28 protein-coding genes are annotated in these 26,105 nt (G+C 32.7%); 13 read left to right on the top strand and 15 right to left on the bottom strand.

The features are described 5' to 3' along the window. The first annotated feature begins 1 nt into the window (after nt 1). From moeB to moaA, 4 genes are read left to right on the top strand one after another with little or no spacing between them, the layout of a single operon-like run. Nucleotides 2-1,105 (top strand): HesA/MoeB/ThiF family protein, encoded by a 1,104-nt coding sequence (gene moeB, locus DG435_RS19310; protein ID WP_106793428.1) that lies wholly within the window; start codon nt 2-4, stop codon nt 1,103-1,105. A 2-nt stretch (nt 1,106-1,107) separates the two neighbouring features. Beyond that, entirely contained in the window at nt 1,108-1,551 is a 444-nt protein-coding gene (locus DG435_RS19305) for a molybdenum cofactor biosynthesis protein MoaE (protein ID WP_106793427.1), read from the top strand. A gap of 32 nt (nt 1,552-1,583) precedes the next feature. Continuing rightward, nucleotides 1,584-2,495, top strand: coding sequence for a bifunctional molybdenum cofactor biosynthesis protein MoaC/MoaB (moaCB, locus tag DG435_RS19300; protein WP_106793426.1), 912 nt, complete (start codon nt 1,584-1,586; stop codon nt 2,493-2,495). Further along, nucleotides 2,488-3,489, top strand: a complete 1,002-nt coding sequence (gene moaA, locus DG435_RS19295) for a GTP 3',8-cyclase MoaA (protein WP_106793425.1) — start codon at nt 2,488-2,490, stop codon at nt 3,487-3,489. Before moaCB ends, moaA begins: the two co-directional genes overlap by 8 nt. A gap of 16 nt (nt 3,490-3,505) precedes the next feature. On the opposite strand, the gene DG435_RS19290 is transcribed toward moaA, so the two are convergent. Both DG435_RS19290 and DG435_RS19285 read right to left on the bottom strand, forming a co-directional pair. Further along, nucleotides 3,506-4,465 carry a hypothetical protein gene (locus DG435_RS19290; protein ID WP_106793424.1) on the bottom strand — a complete coding sequence of 320 codons (960 nt, stop codon included), beginning with the start codon at nt 4,463-4,465 and terminating at the stop codon, nt 3,506-3,508. Beyond that, complete coding sequence (locus tag DG435_RS19285) at nt 4,462-5,445, bottom strand: hypothetical protein (protein ID WP_106793423.1); 984 nt, start codon at nt 5,443-5,445, stop codon at nt 4,462-4,464. Before DG435_RS19285 ends, DG435_RS19290 begins: the two co-directional genes overlap by 4 nt. A gap of 160 nt (nt 5,446-5,605) precedes the next feature. Here DG435_RS19285 and DG435_RS19280 point away from each other — a divergent pair, with 160 nt between their 5' ends. From DG435_RS19280 to DG435_RS19250, 7 genes are all read left to right on the top strand, one after another. Further along, nucleotides 5,606-6,445, top strand: coding sequence for a universal stress protein (locus DG435_RS19280; protein WP_106793422.1), 840 nt, complete (start codon nt 5,606-5,608; stop codon nt 6,443-6,445). Nucleotides 6,446-6,468: 23 nt separating this feature from the next. After that, entirely contained in the window at nt 6,469-7,890 is a 1,422-nt protein-coding gene (cls, locus tag DG435_RS19275) for a cardiolipin synthase (RefSeq protein ID WP_106793421.1), read from the top strand. Between the two features lie 14 nt (nt 7,891-7,904). Continuing rightward, nucleotides 7,905-8,684, top strand: coding sequence for a patatin-like phospholipase family protein (locus tag DG435_RS19270; protein WP_106793420.1), 780 nt, complete (start codon nt 7,905-7,907; stop codon nt 8,682-8,684). After that, nucleotides 8,681-9,313, top strand: coding sequence for a Crp/Fnr family transcriptional regulator (locus tag DG435_RS19265; RefSeq protein WP_106793419.1), 633 nt, complete (start codon nt 8,681-8,683; stop codon nt 9,311-9,313). The genes DG435_RS19270 and DG435_RS19265 overlap by 4 nt, the downstream gene beginning before the upstream one ends. 152 nt (nt 9,314-9,465) lie before the next feature. Further along, complete coding sequence (locus DG435_RS19260; protein ID WP_106793418.1) at nt 9,466-10,878, top strand: rhodanese-like domain-containing protein; 1,413 nt, start codon at nt 9,466-9,468, stop codon at nt 10,876-10,878. A gap of 76 nt (nt 10,879-10,954) precedes the next feature. After that, nucleotides 10,955-11,512, top strand: coding sequence for a YeeE/YedE family protein (locus DG435_RS19255; RefSeq protein WP_106793417.1), 558 nt, complete (start codon nt 10,955-10,957; stop codon nt 11,510-11,512). 4 nt (nt 11,513-11,516) lie between these two features. Continuing rightward, nucleotides 11,517-11,930 (top strand): DUF6691 family protein, encoded by a 414-nt coding sequence (locus DG435_RS19250; protein ID WP_106793416.1) that lies wholly within the window; start codon nt 11,517-11,519, stop codon nt 11,928-11,930. Here DG435_RS19250 and DG435_RS19245 read toward each other — a convergent pair. The 13 genes from DG435_RS19245 to DG435_RS19185 form a co-directional block, all read right to left on the bottom strand. After that, a complete protein-coding gene (locus tag DG435_RS19245; RefSeq protein WP_106793415.1) occupies nt 11,919-12,923 on the bottom strand; it encodes a 2-hydroxyacid dehydrogenase in 1,005 nt (334 codons plus the stop codon). The two genes, DG435_RS19250 and DG435_RS19245, sit on opposite strands and share 12 nt — an antisense overlap. Continuing rightward, on the bottom strand, nt 12,904-13,569 hold the full coding sequence (locus DG435_RS19240) for a hypothetical protein (RefSeq protein WP_106793414.1): 666 nt from the start codon (nt 13,567-13,569) through the stop codon (nt 12,904-12,906). Before DG435_RS19240 ends, DG435_RS19245 begins: the two co-directional genes overlap by 20 nt. A 19-nt stretch (nt 13,570-13,588) precedes the next feature. Then, complete coding sequence (locus tag DG435_RS19235; protein WP_106793413.1) at nt 13,589-14,110, bottom strand: hypothetical protein; 522 nt, start codon at nt 14,108-14,110, stop codon at nt 13,589-13,591. Between the two features lie 41 nt (nt 14,111-14,151). Further along, the gene (locus tag DG435_RS19230; protein ID WP_106793412.1) at nt 14,152-14,595 is read right to left on the bottom strand and encodes a hypothetical protein; all 444 of its coding nucleotides are present in this window, start codon (nt 14,593-14,595) and stop codon (nt 14,152-14,154) included. Between the two features lie 168 nt (nt 14,596-14,763). Further along, nucleotides 14,764-15,180, bottom strand: coding sequence for a hypothetical protein (locus DG435_RS19225; RefSeq protein WP_106793411.1), 417 nt, complete (start codon nt 15,178-15,180; stop codon nt 14,764-14,766). A gap of 131 nt (nt 15,181-15,311) precedes the next feature. Further along, nucleotides 15,312-16,682, bottom strand: a complete 1,371-nt coding sequence (locus tag DG435_RS19220) for an MBL fold metallo-hydrolase RNA specificity domain-containing protein (protein ID WP_106793410.1) — start codon at nt 16,680-16,682, stop codon at nt 15,312-15,314. 11 nt (nt 16,683-16,693) lie between these two features. Continuing rightward, complete coding sequence (locus DG435_RS19215; protein ID WP_106793409.1) at nt 16,694-17,530, bottom strand: restriction endonuclease; 837 nt, start codon at nt 17,528-17,530, stop codon at nt 16,694-16,696. 35 nt (nt 17,531-17,565) lie between these two features. Continuing rightward, nucleotides 17,566-17,988 (bottom strand): hypothetical protein, encoded by a 423-nt coding sequence (locus tag DG435_RS19210; protein ID WP_106793408.1) that lies wholly within the window; start codon nt 17,986-17,988, stop codon nt 17,566-17,568. A 97-nt stretch (nt 17,989-18,085) separates the two neighbouring features. Continuing rightward, the gene (locus DG435_RS19205) at nt 18,086-18,937 is read right to left on the bottom strand and encodes a universal stress protein (RefSeq protein ID WP_106793407.1); all 852 of its coding nucleotides are present in this window, start codon (nt 18,935-18,937) and stop codon (nt 18,086-18,088) included. 72 nt (nt 18,938-19,009) lie between these two features. Then, a complete protein-coding gene (locus DG435_RS19200) occupies nt 19,010-19,852 on the bottom strand; it encodes a universal stress protein (protein WP_106793406.1) in 843 nt (280 codons plus the stop codon). A gap of 85 nt (nt 19,853-19,937) precedes the next feature. After that, nucleotides 19,938-20,792, bottom strand: coding sequence for a universal stress protein (locus tag DG435_RS19195; RefSeq protein WP_106793405.1), 855 nt, complete (start codon nt 20,790-20,792; stop codon nt 19,938-19,940). Between the two features lie 40 nt (nt 20,793-20,832). Then, complete coding sequence (locus DG435_RS19190) at nt 20,833-21,684, bottom strand: universal stress protein (protein ID WP_106793404.1); 852 nt, start codon at nt 21,682-21,684, stop codon at nt 20,833-20,835. 12 nt (nt 21,685-21,696) lie between these two features. Continuing rightward, the gene (locus DG435_RS19185) at nt 21,697-22,545 is read right to left on the bottom strand and encodes a universal stress protein (protein ID WP_106793403.1); all 849 of its coding nucleotides are present in this window, start codon (nt 22,543-22,545) and stop codon (nt 21,697-21,699) included. Between the two features lie 140 nt (nt 22,546-22,685). Here DG435_RS19185 and DG435_RS19180 point away from each other — a divergent pair, with 140 nt between their 5' ends. Beyond that, nucleotides 22,686-25,082 (top strand): heavy metal translocating P-type ATPase metal-binding domain-containing protein, encoded by a 2,397-nt coding sequence (locus DG435_RS19180; RefSeq protein WP_106793402.1) that lies wholly within the window; start codon nt 22,686-22,688, stop codon nt 25,080-25,082. Then, nucleotides 25,082-25,690, top strand: coding sequence for a pyridoxamine 5'-phosphate oxidase (pdxH, locus tag DG435_RS19175; protein ID WP_106793401.1), 609 nt, complete (start codon nt 25,082-25,084; stop codon nt 25,688-25,690). Before DG435_RS19180 ends, pdxH begins: the two co-directional genes overlap by 1 nt. The last annotated feature ends 415 nt before the right edge of the window (nt 25,691-26,105 follow it).

The raw sequence follows: 26,105 nt of genomic DNA, 5'->3' as shown, positions 1-26,105 counted from the left end.
AATGAATTCTTTTAATCCCAGATACCATAGACAAGTTATTCTTCCTGAGATCGGCTCCGCTGGCCAGGAAAAACTAGATGCAGCTAAAGTATTGGTTATAGGAGCTGGTGGATTGGGTTGCCCTGTATTACAATATCTTACTGCAGCAGGGGTAGGTACAATTGGTATTGTTGATTTTGATACCGTAGATATCTCCAATTTACACCGTCAGATTTTATATGGGACTGATTCTTTAGGAACAAATAAGGCTGTAGCGGCAAAACAACGTCTTACAGACCTTAACCCTACGCTAACTATTAATACATATACAGAAAAATTAACTCCCAAAAATGCCATATCTCTTTTTTCTGAGTATGATATTATCGTTGATGGGACCGACAATTTCTCTACGCGATATCTAGTTAATGATGCCTGTATTATCACCGGTAAACCTCTGGTATATGGTGCTATTTTTAAGTTTGAAGGACAAGTATCTGTATTTAATTATCAAAACGGTCCCTCTTATCGATGCTTGTTCCCTGAGCCTCCAAAAGCAGGAAGCGTTCCTTCTTGTGCAGAGATAGGTGTTCTGGGAGTATTACCAGGTATTATTGGTAGTATGCAAGCCAACGAGGTTCTTAAAATCATTTTAAACCTGGGTGATGTGCTTAACGGAAAATTATTAATGTATAATTGTCTAACCACACAATTCTCATTTTTTACTATTAATCGAGTGACATCTGAGGTATCCAAAGTACTCGATTCTGCAAATCGTTTCGAAACTACAGACTACGACCTTTTTTGTGGTGTGAAGCAAATTTCAGAAATTACGGCCAAGGAAGCTTTTTTAGTAAAAAATGCCCAATTTATAGATATTCGCGAAACTCATGAACAACCAAAAATTGAAAGTTTACACCCTATTTGTATACCATTAGGTATTCTCAAACAAGAATTAGATACTATTCCCAAAGAAAAAGAAACGATAGTCTTTTGCCAATCTGGTATTCGAAGTAAAAAAGCTTTAGAGATTTTACTTCAGAACGGATTCGAAAACATATCTCATATAAAAGGAGGAGCTATTGCTTTACATGAAATTATACCAGATCTAATAGATTTAAAAAAATAACAATGGAAAAAAAGAAACCAAAAAATGTATTTGTACAAGGTGCTATTTCGTCAGAATTTATAGGAACATCTATTGCAAAACATCAAACTAAAACCAGTATAGGAGCTCATAACATTTTTTTGGGGCAAGTTCGCGCAGATCAAATTGATGGTAAGATGGTAAGTGCTATTGACTATACTGCTTATGAAGAAATGGCAAATCAAAAGTTTCATGAAATACGAGAAGCCACTTTTGAAAAATTTGACCTTACCTGTATGCATATTTATCATAGTTTAGGAACAGTAAATGCCGGGGAGATTTGTCTTTTTGTATTTGTGTCTTCCCCAAGAAGAAAAGTAGTGTTTAAAGCCCTAGAATATGTGGTTGAAGCTATTAAAGCAGACGTTCCCGTTTTTGGAAAAGAGATTTTTGAAGATCAAACACATCAATGGAAACAGAATAGCTAGTCCTGTTTTTGAAATTTATTATTTAAAAAAATATGGTAGACATCACTCATAAAACATCTACGCTGAGAATTGCAACAGCTCAGGCAATTGTAAAGGTTAGTAAACCCGAAACTATAGAGGCTATAGAACAAGGTACCGTTCCTAAAGGGGACGTATTTGCAATGAGCAAAGCTGCAGGATTACTTGGTGTGAAAAAAACTCCGGATTTACTACCTGATTGCCACCCATTACCTATAGAATATACCGGAATTGAGTATACCATTGAAGGGTTAGAAATCACAGTTTTGGTTACTATAAAAACAATTTATAAAACTGGTGTAGAGGTAGAAGCAATGCATGGAGCAAGTGTTGTTGCTCTAAATATGTATGATATGCTGAAACCTATCGATAAAGGTGTCGAGATTCATCATATTAAATTACTGAATAAAAAAGGAGGGAAATCTGATTATAAGGATAAATTTAGAAGAGATCTTAAGGCTGCTGTTATTGTTTGTTCTGATACTATTTCTGAAGGAAAGAAAGAAGATAAAGCTGGTAAAGCCATCATCGCAAAATTACAAAAATGCGAAGTTGATATTTTAGATTATGTAATCATCCCCGATGAAACCGAAATCATACAGGAAAATGCAAAACAGTATCAACAACAAGGAGCGGATCTCATTATTTATACCGGAGGTACAGGTCTCTCTAAACGAGATGTTACCCCAGATGCATTAAAACCACTTTTAGATCGAACCATTCCTGGTATCGAAGAGGCTGTACGTAAATATGGACAAGATCGTATGCCCTACTCTATGTTATCCAGAAGTGTAGCAGGAACAATTAAAAATACCCTGGTATTAGCATTACCAGGATCTACTAATGGAGCAAAAGAATCTATGGATGCAATTTTTCCTGAAGTATTACATGTGTTTAGAATTTTAAAAGGAGCGAGACATGACTAAGTCAAATATACTTACCGATACCTTTGGCAGAAAACACAATTACCTGCGTATTTCACTCACAGAGCGATGTAATCTTCGATGTACTTACTGTATGCCAGCAGATGGTATTCAATTATCTCCCAAAGATCACCTTATGACCTATGAGGAAATTTATACCATCGCCAAAGAATTTGTAAGCATGGGAGTTACCAAAATTCGGTTAACGGGAGGAGAACCTTTGATACGCAAAGATGCTGCTCTTATTATGGAAAAACTCTCCTCACTTCCTGTTCAATTAACATTAACTACCAATGGTGTGATTGTGGATAAATTTATAGATCACTTTAAAAAATGTGGTATCAAAACCCTTAATGTTAGTCTGGATTCTCTGGATACCAAAAAAAATAGAGAAATTACCCGTAGATCATACTTCGAAAAAGTATATCAGAATATCATTTTATTAGTCAAAGAAGGTTTTCAGGTAAAAGTGAATTGTGTTTTGATGAAAGATTTTAATGATGATGAGGTCATTGATTTTATTAATTTGAGTAAAAACTTACCTGTACATGTTCGGTTTATCGAGTTTATGCCTTTTGATGGAAATCAATGGAATATGGAGAGACTGGTTTCCTTACAAGAGATTCTTTCTAAAGTACATTCTAATTTTAAAGAGAATGAGGTTATTAAACTCCAAGACGCCCCTAATGACACTACAAAAAGTTATCAAATAAAAGGATATAAAGGCACTTTTGCTATCATAAGCTCTGTGACCAATCCATTTTGTGATGGTTGCAACAGAATACGTCTAACTGCAAACGGGCAGATAAAAAACTGTTTATTCTCTTCAAAAGAATCAGATCTTTTGACCACACTAAGAGCAGGAGAATCAATAATTCCTATCATACAAAAGGCAGTGCAAACCAAATTTAAAGTACGTAGCGGGATGGATACACTGGATAAGTTTAAACGAATAGACGGGCATAATAACAGAAGTATGATTACAATTGGCGGATAACCAAAGAGGCTCCTTTCTACTTCACCATACAAACAGAGTTTATATTTCCCTTACCATCGTACTCTTTCACAGGATTACCAGGATCTAATGTCCATTCACCATCTACAATAAACTTATAATGATGCTTTCCTCCAGAGAGCATCAACGTATTTATCCACCCAGTTTTGGTTTGTGTCATTTGGCATTCACTTTCTGACCAATTATTAAATGACCCAGCCAGAATAACCTTTTTTGCCTCTAAAAAGCCATCTAGTATAAAGTTTATTTGTCCTTTTACATCAATTAAAGAATTGAAACCATTAAACTCATTGAGTACCTTTCTGGGGTTAGTAGAATCTTCTATCCAATTTCCATCTACAATGAACTTATATTGATACTCTCCTGGTCTAATTTTTAATGTTAAGGTCCAACCGTCTTTAGCTTTGGTCATAATGAACATCTCCTTATTCCACTTATTAAAACTGCCACTTAACACCACCTTTCGTGCATCATCATAACCATTAAGTCTAAACGTTACATTTCCGTTTTTATCTGGATAAGCCATATACATCTTTAGATTATACGATTGCAATGCATGACCATTTTCGAAGGCTCTTACAGCATTTTTATCTCTTTGAAAAGGTTCTGCCCAATATTCATTATTGATAACAAACTTAAACTCCCATGTAAACTCATCAGTAAAATCACTTAGTTTCTTTCTAAGCTCATATATATTCTCGTTTATCTTAATCATGCTCCATTTATCCTTCGCCCAATTGTTAAATTCACCTGAAACAACAACATTTCTAATATCCAGATCCTCTACATCAATCCTCTTACTGGCAATCGTAGCCTCCTGATAATCTCTTTTATCAAAAACAAAAACCAACATATCCCCTTCTATTCTATATCCTTTAAAAGGTTCAGTTTGGGCATAGGAGCACTCTCCTGCAATAGCAAGAATTAAAAAAATAATATATAGTGTACTTTTTTTCAATTTCTTATAATCGGGTACTTCACAAAGTACAGTTTTTCTTTTTGATAATTAATAATAGTTCTCTTTTGTCGAAAAAATTCGTATCCCAAAACTCCATCGAGATCAGTTCCGAAAGCTTCGTTCATCTTATTTAAATTAGTTAAAATTGTATTCATAGGGCCAAAATAAATGGTTTCACTCAGTTTTATGCGAAACAATTTTCCTGCCATAACCTCTATGCTATGGTTACCTGCACCGGTTAATAGTAGTCTCTTTTTAGGATAAAAGTATTTAAGTGCTTTTCTTCCTATCTTTTTATTTATCTGGTTAAACTCTGAAGCACTATCTAATCCAAACCGAACCTTGATTTCATCAATAAATCCATCTAGCACAATCGTATGTTTTTTTAATCTAAAACCTATACTATCTATAATTTTCTCTGCATATACATGTTGATCAAATCTAGATCCAAACCTATCTACCTTGGTTAACGTAATTTGATTAAGGTACATATCAATAAACACTTCATAATCTTTTAAAATACTATATCCAATTATGCCTAATAAATTTATTTTTTTGGTTTTCTCAATATGAGCCAAATCAACTATATCAGAAACCCTGTTCTTTAAACTAAAGTTTTGTAGTATAAATTCTTTAACATTCTGTTCGAATGTATCATCTATAACTGCAATCACGCCAGAAGTTTGTTTTCTTTTACTAAAATACTGCTCTAGATCAGAAAAATGCACTTTATTAAGGATCAATGCTTCAGATCCCGTATCGATAATAAAATTCCCTTTTCTGTTTTGTATTTCTGCTTCGACCACTATTAAATGATCAACAAGCTTAAAAGGAATCCTTGCTGTATATTCATTTAAAATTTCAGCTTTAGAAAAAATGATGTTATCATCTTCAGAGAGAAACTCGGGCTTATTATCATATGCAAAAATTACAATAATATTAATAAAATATAATAGTATGCCTATTAGGAATCTCTTCATAAAAAATAAGACCCTAAATTCAAATATTTGTTACACTTTTCGAAGTTTCAACACTAATTTTATTTCAATATTTAGAAATGCTTCCTTATAGATATCATGACGGATATCATAGTTATTTTATGCTTTCTGATCTATTTTTAGAACTATAAATCTTTTACCCATGAAAAATATCCTTCTTCCCACCGACTTTTCAGACAACGCCAGAAATGCAATATATTATGCTCTAGAGTTTTTTAAAAATGAACTCTGCACTTTTCACATCTTTAATGTACAAAAGGCATCTCATTATACTACAGATGATCTTATGGCTGCTCCCGCTAATACAACAATCCACCAATCAGTGATTAGCGATGTTAAAAAAAAACTTAAGCAAATGGTTGAAGAGCTAACCGACCAATATCCAGACGAAAACTATACATTTAATACCATTACCGATTATGATGTCTTTACAGATGCTATTCGACAAACAGTTAAATCTAAGAACATAGATATAATCATTATGGGAACAAATGGTGCTACAGGAGCATCAGAAGTTGTGTTTGGAAGTAATACACTTAATGTCATTCGTAAAATAGATTGCCCTATAATAGCAATCCCACAAGGATGTAAGTATAAAGTCCCAAAAACTATTTTATATGCTATAGATTACTGGGATCATTTTAACACAGAAGGTATTGAACCTTTGATGGATACTATAATAAAACATAAATCATCTTTACGGGTTCTTAAAATTAAAGAAGATGATACTATTACTGTAGCCGATTTTGATGACAAAAAACACATGAAAGAGTTTTTTAAAGAAATAAATCATACCTTTCATTCTATTATCAATGTACCTACTGCTTTGGCTATAAATAGTTTTGTGCAAATCATGGATGTCGATATGACAGCTATGTTTATCAAAAGAGAAACATTTTTAGATCGGTTTTTTAAGGGATCTGAGACTTCTAAAATAAGTTATGGAACAAGAGTACCTCTTTTGATTATGCATAGTCAATAAATCTTATAAAACTCATACAATACATGTTATTATATATTGCTACAACGCTTTATATCCTACTAGGAGTTTTTATTGTCATACGATTGCTTTTAAACGGGATGCGCCCTACAAAAACATTGGCCTGGCTTCTTACTATTTTTACTATTCCTGTTGGTGGAATCTTTTTGTACTTAATGCTTGGTAGAAATCGCAGAAAAAATAAATTATTTCGATTAAAACATACCCCAAAAGTAACCTCATATATTACAAAAGCATTAGATCAATATTCTCCAATAACAGAAGAAGAATACACAGAACATCATAAAATTATTTCTTTGATTACCAAAAACTCCTACTTTGCTCCCTGCACAGGAAATGAGGTGAAATTACTTAAAAATGGCGAAGCTACTTTTCAGGCTATATTTGATGCTTTGGAGAGTGCAAAGCATTTTATCCATTTAGAATATTACATTTTTGAAGAAGGTAAATTAACATCTGATCTTTTTGAGCTTTTTCATAAAAAAGTAAAAAACGGAGTAAAAGTACGTGTGTTGTATGATGGCATTGGTAGTATGTCTTTGAGCAAAAAGTATATCAAAAAACTGCAATCTATTGGAGTCGAAATCCATAAATTCTTACCTATCAAATTTGGTAAATTTTTATCATCGATAAACTATAGAAACCATCGTAAGATTATAGTCATAGATGGTAAAATTGCATTTACAGGAGGCATCAATGTATCTGATAAATACGTAAAAGGCGATGCTAATCTAGGGATTTGGTATGATATGCATTTACAACTCAATGGACCCGTTGTTCATAGTCTCCAGGCTATTTTTGCAATGGATTGGTATATGATAAGTGCTAATGATGAAGTCCTGGAGACTTCATATTTTCATACGTATAAAAAGATAGAAGGTTCTACAGTCCAAATCGTACATAGTGGTCCGGATTCTGATTTTTCGGCAACTCAACAGATGTATTTCTCTATAATTAATGAAGCCAAAGACTATATCTATATTACAAACCCCTATATTATCCCTGGAGAATCTATTCTGGATGCATTAAAAGTAGCATCAATGAGCGGAATTGATGTAAGAGTATTACTTTCAGAAAAATCGGATAACGTTATAGTCAAATGGTGTATTCGTTCTTATTTTGAAGATCTACTTCAGGCAGGAGTAAAAATATATCTATTCTCAGAAGGATTTTTACATAGTAAAACCATTGTAGCAGACAACACCATATCATCTGTAGGAACAACTAATCTGGATGTTAGAAGTTTTGAACAAAACTATGAGGTGAATGCAGTAATCTACGACGATAATTTTGCTGTAGAATTAAGAGATGATTTTTTAAAAGATAGTAAAAACAGTAAGCAATTGGATTTTAGCACTTTTATACAACGTCCCTGGAGTGAAAAATTAAAAGAAGGTTTTGCCAAAATCTTTAGTCCGGTTTTGTAAATTTATTAAGGAAAATGAAAGCATTTAAAAACATAGGGGTAGTACTCTCTGGCGGAGGGTTTAAAGGTGTTGCACACATAGGAGTTATACATGCCTTGGAAGAAGCCGGAATGACTGTCGATTTTGTTTCAGGTACAAGTGCAGGGGCTATTGTAGGATCACTTTATGCTGGTGGTTATTCTCCAGAGGAAATGAAAAATTTCTTTACCAAAACACCTTTATTCAAATTAAATCGGTTCTCTCGAAAAAAAGCCGGTTTTTTAGATTCTGAAAAATTCTATAATGACCTACTTACCTATTTTCCCGAAAACTCCTTTGAATCTCTACATAAAAAATTATTTATTACAGCCACTAATCTTATTGAGGGAACAACAAAAGTATTTAACACAGGAGAATTGATAAAACCTTTATTGGCATCTGCCGCATTTCCAGGTGTTTTTACTCCTGTTACAATTGATAATGAACTCTATGCTGATGGTGGAATTTTGGATAACTTCCCGGTATCACCGATCAAAAAACATTGTGACCTGATTATTGGTGTAGATGTGTCCCCGATTAGGAAACCAAAGATTTCTGATTTTAAACACTCATACAACGTTATGCAACGAGCCTATTATCTTAGGGCTATGCCAAATGCTGAAATTAAATTTAATCTCTGTGATATAATAGTTCAACCAAAGAAATTAGTTAATCATGGTATTTTTAGCAGTAGTAGTTTGGATAAAATATATGATCTTGGATATCAGGAAGCAAAACTACAATTAGGATTATTCCTAAAAAATCAAGAAGAATGATTAAAGAAATAAAATATAAATATGGTCATCTTTTTGAAGACGAATTGCTTGAAGAAATTAATCAGGTAGGTACTTTTAAAGAAATCCCCGAAGGTTTTGAGCTTATCAAACCCGGAAGCTATATTAAATATATGCCTTTGATCATTAGTGGTGCCATAAAAGTGCTTAGAGAGGATCATGATGGAGACGAATTATTATTGTATTTTTTAGAACAAGGAGATACTTGTGCTATGACATTATCTTGCTGTCTGGGACATCATAAAAGTGAAATTAAAGCCATTGCCGAGACAGATACCAAATTAGTAATGATTCCTATCGAAAAAATGGAAGCATGGACCACAAAATACAAATCCTGGAGAAATTTTGTTTTTAGTAGCTATCATAAACGATTAATAGAAACCATTGAAACCATAGACAGTATTGCTTTTCTAAATATGGATGATCGGTTATTAAAACATCTTAAGGATAAAACCAAAATCAGTCATACCAAAACTATCAATACTACACATCAACAAATTGCATATGATCTTCATACCTCTAGAGTAGTAATTTCCAGGCTGCTTAAAAAACTTGAAAAAAAGGGTGTTGTTAAACTTAATAGAAACAATATCGAAGTATTAGAAATGTAAACTATTGATATTCTTAGTAGAGAATTAACCTACAAATAAGCTTTGTAACAATTGTTACTGTATTGCAATAATAATTGCCTTATTTTTGAATAATAAATAATAAATGCATAGCTTCTCTTCCTAAAATCAAGAAAAGTTTAAAAATAGAATACATGACGATAGAACAAATATACACAGGGTGCCTTGCTCAGGGAGCTTATTATATTGAAAGTAACGGTGAAGTAGCAATTATAGATCCTCTAAGAGAAATAAAACCGTATATAGAAAAAGCAGATGAAGATAGTGCAAAAATCAAGTATATTTTTGAAACTCATTTTCATGCAGATTTTGTAAGTGGTCATGTAACGCTGGCTAAAGAAACTGGTGCTGATATTATATTCGGGCCTAGTGCCAACCCTTCTTTTGAAGCAACAATTGCCAAAGATAAGCAAGAGTTTCAACTAGGAGAAATTACGATAATTGCGCTACATACTCCTGGGCATACTATGGAGAGTACTACTTATCTTCTTAAAGATGCAACTGGTAAAGATCATGCTATTTTTAGTGGAGACACCTTATTTCTTGGTGATGTTGGTCGCCCGGATCTTGCTCAAAAAGCTGCACATATGACTCAGGAAGAGTTGGCAGCAACGCTTTATGACAGCTTACGTACCAAAATTATGCCTCTGGCAGATGATGTTATTGTATATCCTGCACACGGTGCTGGTTCTGCCTGTGGTAAAAACATGATGAAAGAAACAGTAGACACTTTGGGGAACCAAAAGAAAATGAATTATGCGCTTAGAGCAGATATGACTAAAGAAGAGTTCGTAAAAGAAGTGACCGATGGATTACTACCTCCTCCTTCATATTTTCCACTTAATGTGAAAATGAATAAAGAAGGTTATACCGATATAGATGAGGTAATTCAAAAAGGAACAAGACCGTTTTCTCCAGATGATTTTGAAGCTCTCGCTAATGAAACCGGTGCTATAGTTCTAGATGTAAGACATCAGAATGAATATGTTAAAGGGCATATTCCCCGATCAATATTTATTGGTATCGATGGTGGATTTGCGCCATGGGTTGGAGCCTTAATAGCAGATGTACAACAACCTATTTTATTAGTAACACCAGAAGGAAGGGTAGAAGAAACAATTACTCGACTATCAAGAGTAGGATTTGATAATACCCTGGGATATCTCGAAGGTGGTTTCGAAGCCTGGAAAAAAGCAAGTAAAGACTATGATACCTTAACTTCAATCTCTGCATTAGAATTTAAAAATACTATGGCAAATGAGGATATTCCTGTTTTTGATGTACGTAAAGAAAGTGAGTTTACAGCAGAACATATTGATGATGCACATAATACACCATTGGATTTTATTAATGATTATCTGGTAGAATTTCCTACCGATAAAACCTTTTATGTACATTGTGCAGGAGGATATCGTTCTGTAATTGCAGCATCAATATTAAAAAGTCGTGGAATTCATAACCTTATAGATATAGCCGGAGGTTTTAAAGACATTAAAGAAGTAGGTATTAAAACTACAGATTATGTATGCCCTTCTACCTTAAAGTAAAATGTAAAAATTCTGTAACCTAGGTTGCAGACAACTCATTTTCTATTTATTTACTTTGCCTAAAAAATTAATATAAATGAATTGGATTTATAATCCCTGGCCGTGGTATGTATCCGGCCCTCTAATTGCATTAGTACTCTTTTTATTACTAATGGTTGGAAAAAGATTTGGTATGTCATCTAATTTAAGAACGATATGTACTATTTGTGGAGCAGGGAAAACAACGGATTTTTTTAGATTCGACTGGAAAGCTCAGCGATGGAACCTGGTTGTGGTACTTGGTGTAATTATAGGAGGATTTATTGCCAATACTTTTTTATCAATAGATAATTCTGTATCCATTAACCCAAAAGTAGTCTCAGAGCTTCAATCCAAAGGCTTTAATAGTGCCGGAATGGAATACATGCCCGATATGTTATTTTCTAATGAAGCTTTAACAGATCCTAAAATACTCTTTTTACTCATTATCGGTGGACTATTTGTAGGTTTCGGGGCTAGATATGCTGGCGGGTGTACTTCTGGGCATGCCATCTCTGGGTTAAGTAATCTGCAAATCCCTTCTCTTATTGCTGTAATTGGATTTTTTATTGGCGGACTAACCATGGTACACTTTATTTTTCCTTTAATTTTTTAAACATATGCGTTCAATTATATATTTAGGTATTGGTATTTTTTTCGGAATTGTCTTATTCAAATCAGAAGCGGCATCGTGGTTTAGAATCTATGAAATGTTTCAGTTTGGTTCCTTTCATATGTACGGAATCATTGGGTCTGCGGTAGGACTAGGCATTATCATTACTCAAACTATAAAAAGATTTAAAATAAAGTCGTTTTATGGCGATCCCATAACTTTTGCTCCTAAAGATAAGAGTTTCAAAAGGTATATATTTGGAGGCATCCTATTCGGATTAGGGTGGGCTCTTGCAGGGGCATGCCCAGGACCTATGTTTGTTCTTTTGGGAGCTGGTTATTTGCCAATTTTAATTGTGCTTATCTCTTCTATACTGGGTACTTTACTATACGGAATAGTTAAAAACAAATTACCCCACTAACTCTGAGGTCAATTCGTTTTTACCTGGCTCATTTTGTTGCCAGCAATTGATGTTATAAAAGGTTGTTCCTGCAATAGTTGTAAGAGCTTCTTTGGTTGCAAAAGCCTGATGAGGAGTAAGAATTACATTGGGTAAATCAATAAGTTGTTGTAGTGTTTTATCTTCATGCTTATTTTCAGAATGATCGTAAAAAAAGATTCCACTTTCATTTTCATAAACATCTGTACCATAACCAGCTATTCTTTTTGAGATTAAAGCTTGCAATAGATCTTTTGTATGCACTAACCCACCTCGTGCAACATTGATAAGTATCGCTTCCTTTTTCATCTGCTGAATTCGATCGGTATCTATAAGATGATGGGTCTGTGTATTGAGTGGTGTACATAAAAAGATAATATCAGATTGCCTGCATAAATTTTCAAGATCCATATATGATACTTGATACTCTTCTTCCAATTTTTTATCTTCATAAATATCATGGGCTATGATCTCACAATTAAACCCGTGCATTATTCTGGTAATTATTTTTCCTATTCTACCGGTTCCAATAATACCAATAGTTTTTTTATTGATATCAAAACCTACAAGGTTACTCAACGAAAAATTATATGTATTGACCTGATGATTAGAAGGTATGAGTTTGCGGCTAAGAGCTAACAATAATGCAATAGCATGTTCTGCTATGGTTTGCGGAGAATATCCTGCTGCATTAGCTATTTTGATTCCTAATTTTTTGGCTGTATTAATATTTACATTGTCATAACCTGTAGAACGAAGTGCTATATATTTGACTCCAAAATCTTTCAATCTTTCTAAAACCATAGAAGATCCATTATCTGCAGAAAAAATAGATATTGCATCAAAACCTAACGCCAACTCAACAGTTTTTGGAGTGAGTCGTTCTGGTACATATTTAATTTGATGTTTGTCATTATTTGCTTTTTCCAGAAAGGGAATTTCAAAGTCCTTGGCACTATATATCAATATCTTCATTAGTAAGTTCTTCAATAATTAATAATTGTTGTCCCTTTAGCGCCCAAACCAATACTTTAACATAATCACTTACAGCTTTTTTAATATTTTCGGGTTCTGTGATATCTATAGATCCTTTCCATATTAATTCTCTCTCTTTATCAGGGCAAATACAATACAGTGAGGATTCTGCATGAAAAATTTGATATTCCTCATAATAATCTTCATCATAATATATATCCTGATTTTCATAATAGTCATCTCTAAAACTGTCAAATGTTTTATCTAGGTTTCTATATGCTTTTACAACTGTTACCTTATCTTCGACTCCTAATACTTTGGAAAGTAAGATTGCATCAAAGCCATTTTCTATAAGCTTAGACTCAAGAGACATCATTTCTTTTTCGGTTTTTGGAGAAGTTGTAAAAGAACTCTCGAAATAGTCTAAACTTCTTACAGCATTAACTCCGCTTTTTTTTAGTTCTTTCGCCAATTTCTTTTCGAATACTTTTCGTGCATTTTCATCCGGAGTGATTCCAACAACCAGAACTTTTTGAGCTTCAAACGTATCAATATCAGGATTTTTCCAGTTTTCGACTAATTCACTAGACGTGCAACCGTACAACAACCCACTAATTAATAAAAGACATATATATAACTTGTTCATATTTTCTAGGTTTAGGTTATTAAAATTTATTTAAGGTCTGTGGTTTTATAATTTTATCCAATCGTTCTACTACTATATTGGTATATTCTGATGTTTTTTCGATAACAGATTCTCCAGATATTACATCAATATCTTCTAGAGCTATATTACTACTCCCTACTGTAGAAAGAATAATGAGTTTATCTAATTGATCCGGGTGATTTTTAATAAACTTTTTTACATTTCTGGGTGGACTCCCATATTCCCATGAGTTGATAATAACCAAAGCATCCCACTTATCAATATTTACAGTAAACATGGTATACACATCTATTACCTTAAAATAAACCGAATCATTTTGATAATGCCTAAGGATACTCTGGACCAAGGAATCCTTAAATCTGCTTCCTTGTGAAGCTATCAAAACCTTAATTTCCAGTTTAGAATCATTAACTTCAAAAGGAATTACAGTATCCATAGAATAGGTATATTCATACCACACCCAAAATCCAGCAAACAGTATTAAAATAGAAAGTATTATGATTTTTAGTATACGTTTCATCTACTTATAATTGATTGTTTTTTGAAGTTTATTATACCGGATTAGCGCAACAGACGTTTTTGTTTGCCTTCTTTTATTATAGCCTTTATCAAATCAAAAACTTTTCTTTTTATTTCTTTATACTTGTTGAGATATGTACTTACCTCAATTGTTAACTCCCAATGATCCTCTTTGTATTGTTTTTCTTTGATAGGCTGGTCAACTCCATCTAACAATATAGTTAGTTCATTATGGTGGTTAATTATTTTTTTTAATAATGGTTCGATACCCTTTCTGCTAAGAGATAGTTCTTGTAGTATGTTTTTACTCTTTTCAAAAGTTTTTTTTGAAATTAGTTGTAATGTATGGTTTTCAATAAGTTCATCTAAAAAGTGTTGTTCATCTTTGATAAACTTAAGTTCTGATACCCAGTTTAAAGAAATCTCATGTAACTCTTCTGGGCTGTGCCATTCTACATATTTTACCCTTGGTTGTTTTGCTTTCATGATTATTATTTTAGACTTTTATTGTCCTTGATTAAGGAACGTAGTAAACCTAGGTTAATGACATATCGTTAAGGTTTATTAGACGTATTATTATGCTAAAGTTAAGTTGACAACAGGCTTGTTAAAATGACAATTATCAGTTTATCAGGTTTTAACCTGGGTTTAACTTTACTTCTTGTTCTTTTTTAAAACTCCCCCTGCGTAAAGAAAAACTTCAGATTTCAATCTGCTGAAATTTTTATAGAAGTCATCAAAAGTACGCCTTACCAAAGTATGATTTTTATAGTAAAAATTGTCACAAGAAATAGTATCACATTCTAGCATACCACCCAATTCACTTTCGTGTGTTCTTATGCCTTGATTTATATTTTGTATTTCTTTTTCTATTATTTCAATTTGCTCTTTAAACTCCTGTAATCGTTCAAAAAGGTTTGGGGTAGTAGGTTCAAAAACATAAGAATTTAATAATTGATTGATAAAAAGCATTTCACCTTCTATAAACCGAAGACTTGATTTCCATTTTAGAATATCAAAATGAATCTCTTTTAGCTCTTTATCTGAAGTATTATCTGTTGCTGCCATCATTTTTTCTAGGTTTTTAAAGCTTACCAAAAAGGTACTTAACCTCTATAAATTAAAAAGTGATAATTATCAGGTTTTGTGGCTTTTAACAAAATGTTTCTGGATTCTATTTTTGTTTTTTGGGGAATAAAAAATCAGATCATAATTTCTATGGTATCATATAGCTTAGGGATATGAACTTTCCAATGATACGTATCTTGTATTTTTACCCGCAATGTGTCTGCAGCAGTAGCTTCACCATGAACCAGAAAAACTTTTTCGGGTATATTTTTAATCTCACTCATCCAGTTTAATAATTCTTTCTGATCTGCATGAGCCGATAGGCTCTCTATATTATGAATCTTTGCTTTTACCGGGTAATATTTACCAAATAGTTTAACCTCATGAGCTCCTTCTTGCAACTGCCTGCCACGGGTTCCTTCTGCCTGAAAACCTACTAGTACTACAGAGGTATTATCAATGTCTATATGTTGTTGTAAATATGTAAGCACTCTACCTCCTGTTACCATTCCGCTACCTGCAATAACAATTTTGGGACGGGGATTATCGATGACTTCCCAGGTCTCTTTGTAAGACATCACAATATTAATATGGTTGCAGATCGCATGATATTCATTCATTGGCAATTTATGCCAGTCGGGAAAGCTTTCAAAAACAGAAAGCACATTATTCTCCATGGGGCTATCTACATAAACAGGAAGGTTTGGGATGCGGTTTTTTTGATATAGTTTCCAAAGTATATACATCAAAGCTTGTAATCTTTCTACTGCAAATGAAGGAATGATCAAAATCCCTCTGTTATACAATGTATCATTAATCAAAGTGATGAGTTTTTCTTTAACATCTTCACGAGGATGTAACTTATTACCATAGGTACTTTCTATAAAAAGAAAATCTGCCCAATCTGGTTTTTCTGGAGCATAAAGTAATACATCATCTGTTCTTCCCAAGTCTCCAGAAAACACCAATATCTTTCCATAAAGATTTAACTCGATAAAAGTAGACCCAATAATATGTCCATTATATCTGAATCTAAATTGTATATCCTTGGATAACGAGATCCAGGTATCTTTCTCCTCTCTTTTAAAATATCTAATTGTTTTCTCTACATCATTCTTGGTATAAAAAGGTAACGCAGGGTGATGTTTAGAATATCCTTCTTTGTTAGCTTTTTCGGCTTCTTCTTCGTGTATCTTTGCACTATCTCTTAAAATGATTTCTGTAATTGCCAATGTAGGTGCTGTAGCCACAATATCTCCTGCAAACCCTTGCTTAATTAATCTTGGTAAATAACCTGTATGATCCAAGTGCCCATGAGTAAGCAGTACAATATCAATCGCAGAAGCATCGATAGGTAAATCTTGCCAGTTTAATTCTCGTAATTCTTTTACTCCTTGAAACATCCCGCAGTCAATCAATATGTTTTTCTGAGGAGTTTCTAGATAAAATTTAGAGCCAGTAACAGTTCCTGCAGCTCCCAAAAAGTGAATTTTAATTGATGGCATAAGATTTTATTTTATGCTGTACATAGCATTTTGATTTCATTCATAATATTTTGTTTTCGTTTTTCAGAAATACCTAAATGATCTAGAAAAAAAATCTGTTCTATCAATTGTTTTGCTAAAACAATATTTCGGCTTAATAAAAATTGCTTTTCACGATTTGTTAAAAGTGTAGACACTGTTATCGGATATAGCCCTAAACGATCAATCCTGTCTTTAAGGCTATTCTCTATAGGGTAATCCCAACTTAATAAATACAACCCTGTACACTTGCCATATTGAATTGCGTCTTTTGTAAAACGTGTGTTGGTCACTACCCAACCTTCATTAGGAATCATCTTCCCACTATGTTCATTATGAGCTTCAATATCTCTAAATCGGGAATGTATATATAAAGGGACTTTTACATTACAGTTACGCCCTTCTTCGCTATGAAACTTGCATTCTACAACAAGGTAATCGCTATTTTTTCTGGCCACTACATCAACCTCATGAGAGACACACATACCCTTAATGATCTGCCCCACTTCTACCTGATATCCAGAATATTGTAATATAGATGCAACAAAACGTTCAAAAGGGAAACCTGTTGGGCCCAGCTCATAAATCGCTTTTTTCAGCTTATATTTTGAAGCAAAAACAGATTTCTTCTTTTTAAGTAATGCGAAAGCGCGATTATAAATTTCTCTGGTAGAAATACCCTGATATAATTCGTCTCTAACAATTCCCAGAATATGTTCTATTGCTCTATCATCTGCGCCACTTCGTTTTAAGGAATTACGAAGTTTCTGGAGTGAAAATTTAACTTTTTCTCCAGAAGATTTTATAACATCAAAATTCTGGTTTTGCATTAAAATTATTTAAATATGAAATACAACTAAACACCTTAATGAATACGCTGTTGATCTTTTTTGAAATATGATCTTACCAAAGCTTTGGTTTGATTATCGGTCATACTATCTGCTTTGATGACATCCTTTACCTTTTTACTTATTTCTTTATAGTTTATCTCTAATTCTTTACTGAATTTTTCTCCTGTTTCTGCAGGCCCGTAAATTACGATCTTATCTGCATCTTTTATATGAGAAGCTACGTTCTTAAAATAAGTCTTAAACTGGTGTTTTTCACGCTCGAGATATTTACTATCCTGAACCACATCCTGTGGTCCGCCTTTAAATCGTGTACCAGAACCACCATGTATACGAAAATTCTCTATTCCTGATACTATAGTTGTCATATCCTCATTATCCTCTTTTACCAAAATGACATGAGCCTTTTCTTTATCTATCCAGATTCCTATATGTTTCATACTTTTACATCTATTTTTATGTTCTACAATTACAAAAGAGTACCCAGTAAGTAGTTATAAAGATTATTAAAACAACAAACCGGATACCCATACTTACCTAATTTGTTAAATCATGCAGTGCTAATACAGGGACTTTAGAATGATGCCCTAAACTTTTTACCATTGGTTTTGAAAATATGCTTCCAAAAAAACTATGTTTTCTATTAATAAAAGTAATCATATCACTTCCTCTACTTTCAACAAAACTGCTAAGTCCTCCTTTTACATCTATATTATGCAGTGTATGAAAAGTGTATTGTAAACCATCAAGGTATTCTATAAGCAGCTTTTTATTGTTTTCTTGTTCTTCATCTAGATCATCATCATTAGTAATATGAAGAATTTTAATTCCTGCATTAGTGATCCTTGCTATTTCAATAAGATATTGCAATTCTCTACGCTTAACATGAGTTTTATAATCGGTTGGAAATACAATTTCTTTTGGCTCCTTATAGTTAGCATCTTCGGGGATGGCCATAACAGGGCAATTTCTTACTTTTTCCATCACCAAAACTGTATTACTACCATAAATCAGATCTCCAGCATTAGTCGTCCCTTTGGTTCCCATAACGATCATCTCTATATCTTTTTTCTCTACAGTATCTTTGATAGCACTCAATACAGTATTGAATTCGGATATCATAAAAAATTTATGATTAGGATTGTCATCTCTAAAACTCAACCTTTCCTCGATTTTACTTAAGCCTTTTTCTGATTTCTCTTTAGCCTCTTCATAAAATCGTTCTCCTGGTTCGGGAATCATCATACTTTCTAATGCATAACCTGTTGCATTAAACACATTAAGTACGTAAAAATCACATGTTTCATTTTTATATAATTCTATAGCATATAGTATAGCATTCCACGCGTTTTTTGAAAAATCCGTGGGCAATAAAATCTTTTTTTTCATCACTTAGGTCTTTAGGATTAGTCTTATAAATTTATAGATCCGGCCTTACAAAAACTATGATAATTATCAGCTTTACTCAGGAATGACCAAGAAAGGAATAGCTGTATGAAATCCTATTTTTTTAATAACAGGTTCGTGTGTAATGCTTTCTATAAGACTATGTTTGTATTGTGACATACATAACATATCAATATTCATATCCCCAATGAATTCATTTATAAGTTTGGCTTTTTGAGTAAACCGAGGAATCCAATGAATACAATAATTATAGTCTTTGAAATTTTCTTTAAGACTCTTAAGGTTATGTTCTTGTATTTCGTCTAATTTCTCTTCTTCATGGATATGCATTACTCTAATATTTGAAGAAAATAGAGTAACAATCTCCAGAAGAGGTTTTAAAGACTCTATGCTATAAAGGCATTTAAAATCTGTTGCAAAAGCAATTTCTGCAGGTTTTTTAAAATCAAATTCATCTGGTACTGCCAGTATCGCACAATCCTTAATATTTTTAATGGCTTTAACGGTATTACTTCCTATAAGAACTTCTTTAACACCACTGGCTCCCTTAGTTCCCATAACTACAAGATCAATATTTTTACTCTTTATTGTTTTGTTAATAGTATCTGTGAGTTTTTTGGAAACCGAAATAGTCTCAAACGTATGCTTAAAATCTTCTGTATCTCTAACTATAGAATGAAGTGTTTCGGTGAGCTTTTCCTGCGACTCATTACTTAATTCTTGATATAACAAATCTCCTTTGGCAGTATTAATTCTGCTGGTTAAAACAGAAGTGTCTACATCAAAAGTATTCAAAATATAGAATTTACACTCCTGATCTTGAAATAAACGGGTGACATAAAAAAGAGCACCATAGGCATTATTAGAAAAATCCGTGGGAACAAGTATTCTTTTCATCGCTTTTCAGTTTTACGAATTACATTATAAAACTAGCTTTATAATACTAGGAATACTATGACAAATCTCATGTCTGTATAATCTCTCAAATAGCAGTATCAGCTGGGATCACTAAAAAAGGGATTACAGTATTAAATGTCATTTTTTTGATAATTGGTTCTTTTATTATTCTTTCGACAAAACTGTGTTCATAATTAATCATTACCAGAATATCGATTTCTAGTTCTTCAATGAATTCCTGAATAGCATGCTCTACAGTTGAAAAATCAGGCATAACATGAAAATCATATTTTACACGTTTAAAAAAGTGCTCTAATGAGCTAGAATTATAATGTTGTAAAGGATCTAAGTTGGGTTTATCATATATATGAATCATCCTAACAGTCGCATTCTGATTTTTGGCAAATTCTAGTATTGGAGTTACCTCAGCCTTATGATACATTCGCTCAAAATCTGTTGCAAAAGCTATTGCCGAAATTTCTTTAAAATATGAATCATCAGGAATGATAAGGATTGGACAATGGGATACATTCTTAACTACTTTTTGTGTAGTACTTCCTAAAAAAAGATTTTTACTCCCAGTGGCTCCTTTGGTACCAATAATGATCATATCAAAAGAGTTGTTTTCTGAAAGCGTGTTTATGTTTTGAACCAAAGATCCTTTTTTACTTATGGTTTTAAAGGTATGATTCAAACCTGGTTTAGAGTTATTGATATCCTCCATTGTCATTAGTAATCCTTGCTCAGATTCTATCTTAACCGCTTCATAAAGGTGACCAACACGTTGAGAGCTTACAATACTTATAAGTTGTACTGGTTCAAGATCATAGGTGTTTAACAAATAAAACTCACAGGGAACATTTCTATATAATTCTATAGCATACAATATGGTATTCCATGCATTATCAGAAAAATCTGTAGGGATTAGAATTTGTTTCATTTGTCTATATTTATCAGACTGGTCAGGTCTATGATTAATATTACTCTATCCTTTCTTTAGAAGGAATTACCAAAAAAGGGACATTGGTATGATAAGCTACTTGGTTAATTACCGGTTTGAATAAAAGGTTTTCAAAGAAGGAGTGTCTATTGTGAATCATGATCAATAAATCAATTTTGTACTTTTTCTGGAAATCTTCTACAGCTTCTAGTACATCCATTCCTTCGGCGATATGAAAAACATGAGCATTATCTTTAAAATACCCGTCCAGATCTTCCTTAATCTTTTGCTGTTCGTCTCCCAAAGCAACTCCATAATAAGCATTTAAGATATTGAGTCTGCAAATATATTTATCACAAATTTCTTTTATCAAAGGTAAATATTTATTATCCATACTCAGATTATAATCTGTTGGAAATAAAACATCTTTAGGTTTTTCAAATTCAAAACCAGAAGGAACAGCAATAACAGGGCAATGCACTTTTTTTATGGTATACATAGTATGTGTGCCAATAAAGACTTCTTTGGCACCTGTAGCTCCTTTGGTACCCATTACTATAAGATCAATATTGTACTTTTCAACAACTTCCTTAATCTCACCTATAAGAGTATTAAAAGTTGATAATCTTACAAAATTGTGTTTTGGATTCTCAAACTCTTCTTTTATTTTTTCTTCTGTTTGTTCTATATCACGTTTAGAATTTATCATTGCAATATCTTCCATGCCGTATGGAGCAGGGTTCTCTATAAGATATCCAGTGTGATACGATACAGGTGTAAATGTGTTGAGCAAATAAAAAGTAGCATCTTCATCTCTAAATAAATTTAATGCATATTTGATCGCATTAAATGCGTTATCAGAGAAATCGGTGGGTAATAAAATTCGTTTCATCTCTATATGATTTTAATATCGTTGTAAATTTTGCATCGCTAAAAAAGGGATCTTAATACGTAATCCTATTTTGTCAATTGTAGATTGATCTAAAAGGTTTTCTAAATAAGAACGTCTAGAGTTCACCATGACCAAAAAATCTATTTCATTACTCTTTATAAACTGGTTTATAGCACGGGTAAGGTCTTCTGCTGCCTCTTGATGAAATATCAATTCTGCATGAGATAATGATTCTTTTAGGAAATACTTATTATCTTCTTGTCTGATAGAAAGCTTGTCAAAGTTAGAGATATATAAAAAATTAATAACAGATCTAAAGCTTTTAGTTAATGTACTAAACAATTTTAGTTCTCTTCGTTTAAATGGCAATTGATAATTTGTAGGAAATAAAATATTTTTTGGTGGATTGTAACTACAATCACTCGGGATTGCCAATAAAGGGCATTTTACATACTTAAGCACTTGTAAGGTATTACTTCCAAAAGTAAGTTTTCGATCATCAGTTTCTCCTCTTGTACCCATAATTAGAATATCTATATTTTCTTTATCAACCAGGTCATTAGCCTCATCAATTAAACTTCCAAACATGGATAGTAATCTAAACTCATGTTGAGGATTAGGTGAAATACTTTTTATTTCTGAAAGCACCTTATCTAGGGCCAAATCAGAGTTTTTATGTATTTTTTCTTTTAGCTCATTAAAAATTTTACGAGAAACCAAAGTATTATGATTGTATACCTCATCGGCATAAGCATGTAGAACAAAAAAATCGCAGCGTTCGTACTTAAAAAATTCAACAGCATATCGTAAAGCATTCATGGCATTTTCTGAAAAATCTGTGGGAATTAATATTTTTCTCATCGTTTGCTTTTTTTGATATGTTACACTCAAAATTAGACAATTACAACTACCGAAACTATGATTTTTATCAGTTGAAGAATCATGACATTTATCATATTATATAAAGGCTTACTTTTTCATATTTGTAGCAAATAAATTCTATGTCAGAGCATACTTGTTTTCACTGTGGAGATGATTGCAGTAAAACGGTAATCAAATTTGATCAAAAAACATTCTGCTGTAATGGGTGCAAAACTGTATTTGAAATTTTTTCGACTCATGATTTATCCTGTTATTATGATTTACAATCTGCTCCTGGTGCCATTCCTGAAGAGATTCAAGGAAAATACGATTATCTCGATACTGCTTCTATTGCTGAAAAATTAATAGAATTTAATGATGGTAACACTCAGATCATCACAATGTACATTCCACATATGCATTGTAGTTCCTGTATTTGGATATTAGAAAATCTACATAAGCTTCAACCAGCAATTACAGCATCTCAAGTTAATTTCCCTAAAAAAACGGTTCGTATTACTTTTAATAGTGATCGTATTTCACTTAAAGCATTGGTCATTTTACTTAATTCTATAGGCTATGAACCCTATATCAGTCTGGATGATTACACCACAGGGAAGACAAAAATAAATCGAAGCTTGATTTATAAACTTGGTATTGCAGGTTTTGCTTTTGGAAATGTGATGTTCTTATCGTTTCCAGAATATTTTGAAGTATCAGAATACTGGTTAGAACAATACAAACACCTTTTCCGTTGGTTGATGTTTGCTTTTTCATTACCCGTAGTTTTTTATGCTGCTCAGGATTACTTTATTTCTGCCTATAAGGGATTACGATCCAAAATATTAAATATAGATATTCCGATTGCTTTAGGGATTCTGGTTCTTTTTCTACGCAGTACTACAGAGATTATTTTTGATTGGGGAACCGGTTTTTTTGATAGTCTTACCGGACTGGTATTTTTTCTGTTGCTAGGAAAATTCTTCCAGCAAAAAACCTATTCTTTTTTATCCTTCGAAAGAGATTATAAATCTTATTTCCCCATTGCAGTAACAAAAATCGGTGTTGCAAAACACAAAAAAGAAAGAAAAGAAGAGAATATACAAGTCTATGATATTAAAAAAGGAGATCGACTATTGATCAGAAACGGAGAGTTAATCCCGGTAGATGCTATTCTTATTGAAGGCGATGCCCAAATTGACTATAGCTTTGTAACTGGTGAAAGCGAATCAGTCACTAAACAATCAGGTGATACTCTTTTTGCCGGAGGCAGACAACTTTATGGAGCTATAGAAATTGAAGTTTTAAAATCTGTAGAACAGAGCTATCTTACGCAATTATGGAGTAATGATGTGTTTAATAAAGATAAAACTGCTTCATTTACTAATCTTACCGATACGATAAGTAAATATTTTACCATTACAATCTTATGTATCGCTGTACTCGCTACTTCCTTTTGGCTATTTGTTGATCCTTCAAAAGCAGCACAAGTATTCACCGCAGTACTCATTATCGCCTGTCCTTGTGCGTTAGCTTTAGCTAGACCTTTTGCCTTGGGTAACATCCTTCGCATCTTCGGAAAAACCAAATTCTATCTCAAAAATGCAGATGTTATAGAACGATTAGCCAGAGCAGATACCATGATTTTTGATAAAACTGGTACCATAACCACTACAATTACAAGCGAAGTTACTTATGAAGGAATGATACTAACGCCAGAGGAAGAATCTCTGCTTAAAAACACCTTACGGGCATCAAATCATCCACTTAGCAGAACACTCTATGATATATTAGCAGAACACGATATTCTAACCTTAGACGAATATCATGAACATATAGGAAAAGGAATTGAAGGCAAATTAGAGGAAGATACTATCAAGATAGGATCAGCAAATTTTGTAGGAAATAACATCAATCCTGAAACCATAAATACTGCAGTTCATATTAGTACAAATGAACAATATAAAGGTCGTTATATTTTTCACAATCAATATAGAAAAGGAGTAAAAAAGGTATTTAATCAATTATATAAGGATTATAAACTCGCTATTTTATCAGGTGATAATGAAGGAGAAAAAGAATATTTAAAACAATCACTCCCAGAAAACACGTCTTTGTTCTTCGATCAAAAACCAGATGATAAATTAAATTATATTAAATCCCTGCAGAAGCAGGATCAAAACGTCATCATGGTTGGTGATGGATTAAACGATGCAGGAGCTTTAGCCCAAAGTGATGTAGGTATTGCTGTTTCAGAAAATGTAAATGTGTTTTCTCCAGCGTGTGATGCAATTCTTGATGCTTCAAAATTTGATACTATATCCTCTTACCTTAACATATCTAAAAAGGCAATTACAATTATTAAATCAAGTTTTGCCCTATCGTTTTTATACAATATTATAGGTCTGTATTTTGCTGTTACCGGTCAACTTTCTCCTGTGATAGCAGCAATACTAATGCCATTAAGTTCTATCTCAATTGTTGCATATGTTACTGTGCTTACAAACTGGTCTGGAAGAAAATTAAAATCAAAATAATGATGAATGCTTCTGATGACCATAACCCAACCCAACATTTTCAACAATGGTTTCATGAGGTAGATAAAGCTCATCCCGAGGATGAAGCTAATGCAATGTTACTCTCCACCATCGGGGTAGATGGTTTTCCCAAAAGTAGAATTGTATTATTAAAACGCTTCACCTGGGAGGGTTTTATCTTTTTTACAAATTATAATAGTGAGAAAGGAAAGGCCATAGCACAAAACAACAAGGTTTCTATTGCTTTTAATTGGACAGCAGCAAAAAAGAAAGTCTTAATTACAGGAACAGCAGAAAAAATTGCCAAAAACTTATCTGAAGGGTATTTCGAATCACGACCAGAAGGCAGTAAGCTAGGAGCCTGGGCTTCTGATCAAAGTAAAGTAGTTTCTTCACGAAAAGTGCTCGAAAATCAATTAAAACACTACGAAACCAAATTCAAAAATCAAATTATTCCAAGACCAGAGCATTGGGGAGGATACATGATTAGGCCCAATAAATTTGAATTTATTGAACACAATCAGATAGAAGAGTATACTCGCACCATAACCTATAAACTTCTACCAGATTATAACTGGCTTAAGGATACAGGATACACTCATCAATAGATAGTAATATTCATTCATCATAATTATATTAGAAATATAAACTTCTGAGTGTTTCACTATAGTTTCCAAAAATTTTGACTACATGATAATTATTTTAGTAAATATCCATTACTAAAACTGATTTTTTCTAATAAGATATTTTTTACATAAAACCATCCATAGTTAACATTTCTTTACCTATAAGATTAGTTAACCGCAAGTTAGACGTATCTCCAAAAAAGAGAAGAGTTCATTCTTAAAATCCTATTCTTATTTAGATTCAATTAATATATTGGCTTTATGATAATTATCATGCTTTAAGATCTCATTAGAGAATAGTTTTATCCGTATATTATAAGGTGAAAAAAGACATCTAACTATTTGTTTATTCTATAATCTGAGAAAAATAAATAGCTTACTCAGAGTATTATTAAAA

Origin of the sequence: Aquimarina sp. Aq78, assembly GCF_900299525.1 — a bacterium.
Taxonomy (GTDB): domain Bacteria; phylum Bacteroidota; class Bacteroidia; order Flavobacteriales; family Flavobacteriaceae; genus Aquimarina.
This window is presented reverse-complemented; position numbering and strand designations above follow the sequence as displayed.

What these genes read in the sequence shown, in the direction of transcription:
- DG435_RS19220 (WP_106793410.1), bottom strand. Translation starts at nt 16,682, where the DNA reads ATGCCATCAATTAAAATTCACTTTTTGGGAGCTGCAGGAACTGTTACT.
- DG435_RS19180 (WP_106793402.1), top strand. Translation starts at nt 22,686, where the DNA reads ATGTCAGAGCATACTTGTTTTCACTGTGGAGATGATTGCAGTAAAACG.
- DG435_RS19225 (WP_106793411.1), bottom strand. Translation starts at nt 15,180, where the DNA reads ATGATGGCAGCAACAGATAATACTTCAGATAAAGAGCTAAAAGAGATT.
- DG435_RS19215 (WP_106793409.1), bottom strand. Translation starts at nt 17,530, where the DNA reads ATGCAAAACCAGAATTTTGATGTTATAAAATCTTCTGGAGAAAAAGTT.
- DG435_RS19265 (WP_106793419.1), top strand. Translation starts at nt 8,681, where the DNA reads ATGATTAAAGAAATAAAATATAAATATGGTCATCTTTTTGAAGACGAA.
- DG435_RS19195 (WP_106793405.1), bottom strand. Translation starts at nt 20,792, where the DNA reads ATGAAACAAATTCTAATCCCTACAGATTTTTCTGATAATGCATGGAAT.
- cls (WP_106793421.1), top strand. Translation starts at nt 6,469, where the DNA reads ATGTTATTATATATTGCTACAACGCTTTATATCCTACTAGGAGTTTTT.
- DG435_RS19285 (WP_106793423.1), bottom strand. Translation starts at nt 5,445, where the DNA reads ATGAAGAGATTCCTAATAGGCATACTATTATATTTTATTAATATTATT.
- DG435_RS19185 (WP_106793403.1), bottom strand. Translation starts at nt 22,545, where the DNA reads ATGAGAAAAATATTAATTCCCACAGATTTTTCAGAAAATGCCATGAAT.
- DG435_RS19260 (WP_106793418.1), top strand. Translation starts at nt 9,466, where the DNA reads ATGACGATAGAACAAATATACACAGGGTGCCTTGCTCAGGGAGCTTAT.
- moeB (WP_106793428.1), top strand. Translation starts at nt 2, where the DNA reads ATGAATTCTTTTAATCCCAGATACCATAGACAAGTTATTCTTCCTGAG.
- pdxH (WP_106793401.1), top strand. Translation starts at nt 25,082, where the DNA reads ATGATGAATGCTTCTGATGACCATAACCCAACCCAACATTTTCAACAA.
- moaA (WP_106793425.1), top strand. Translation starts at nt 2,488, where the DNA reads ATGACTAAGTCAAATATACTTACCGATACCTTTGGCAGAAAACACAAT.
- DG435_RS19230 (WP_106793412.1), bottom strand. Translation starts at nt 14,595, where the DNA reads ATGAAAGCAAAACAACCAAGGGTAAAATATGTAGAATGGCACAGCCCA.
- moaCB (WP_106793426.1), top strand. Translation starts at nt 1,584, where the DNA reads ATGGTAGACATCACTCATAAAACATCTACGCTGAGAATTGCAACAGCT.
- DG435_RS19270 (WP_106793420.1), top strand. Translation starts at nt 7,905, where the DNA reads ATGAAAGCATTTAAAAACATAGGGGTAGTACTCTCTGGCGGAGGGTTT.
- DG435_RS19255 (WP_106793417.1), top strand. Translation starts at nt 10,955, where the DNA reads ATGAATTGGATTTATAATCCCTGGCCGTGGTATGTATCCGGCCCTCTA.
- DG435_RS19245 (WP_106793415.1), bottom strand. Translation starts at nt 12,923, where the DNA reads ATGAAGATATTGATATATAGTGCCAAGGACTTTGAAATTCCCTTTCTG.
- DG435_RS19200 (WP_106793406.1), bottom strand. Translation starts at nt 19,852, where the DNA reads ATGAAAAGAATACTTGTTCCCACGGATTTTTCTAATAATGCCTATGGT.
- DG435_RS19280 (WP_106793422.1), top strand. Translation starts at nt 5,606, where the DNA reads ATGAAAAATATCCTTCTTCCCACCGACTTTTCAGACAACGCCAGAAAT.
- DG435_RS19305 (WP_106793427.1), top strand. Translation starts at nt 1,108, where the DNA reads ATGGAAAAAAAGAAACCAAAAAATGTATTTGTACAAGGTGCTATTTCG.
- DG435_RS19240 (WP_106793414.1), bottom strand. Translation starts at nt 13,569, where the DNA reads ATGAACAAGTTATATATATGTCTTTTATTAATTAGTGGGTTGTTGTAC.
- DG435_RS19205 (WP_106793407.1), bottom strand. Translation starts at nt 18,937, where the DNA reads ATGAAAAAAAAGATTTTATTGCCCACGGATTTTTCAAAAAACGCGTGG.
- DG435_RS19250 (WP_106793416.1), top strand. Translation starts at nt 11,517, where the DNA reads ATGCGTTCAATTATATATTTAGGTATTGGTATTTTTTTCGGAATTGTC.
- DG435_RS19235 (WP_106793413.1), bottom strand. Translation starts at nt 14,110, where the DNA reads ATGAAACGTATACTAAAAATCATAATACTTTCTATTTTAATACTGTTT.
- DG435_RS19190 (WP_106793404.1), bottom strand. Translation starts at nt 21,684, where the DNA reads ATGAAACGAATTTTATTACCCACCGATTTCTCTGATAACGCATTTAAT.
- DG435_RS19210 (WP_106793408.1), bottom strand. Translation starts at nt 17,988, where the DNA reads ATGAAACATATAGGAATCTGGATAGATAAAGAAAAGGCTCATGTCATT.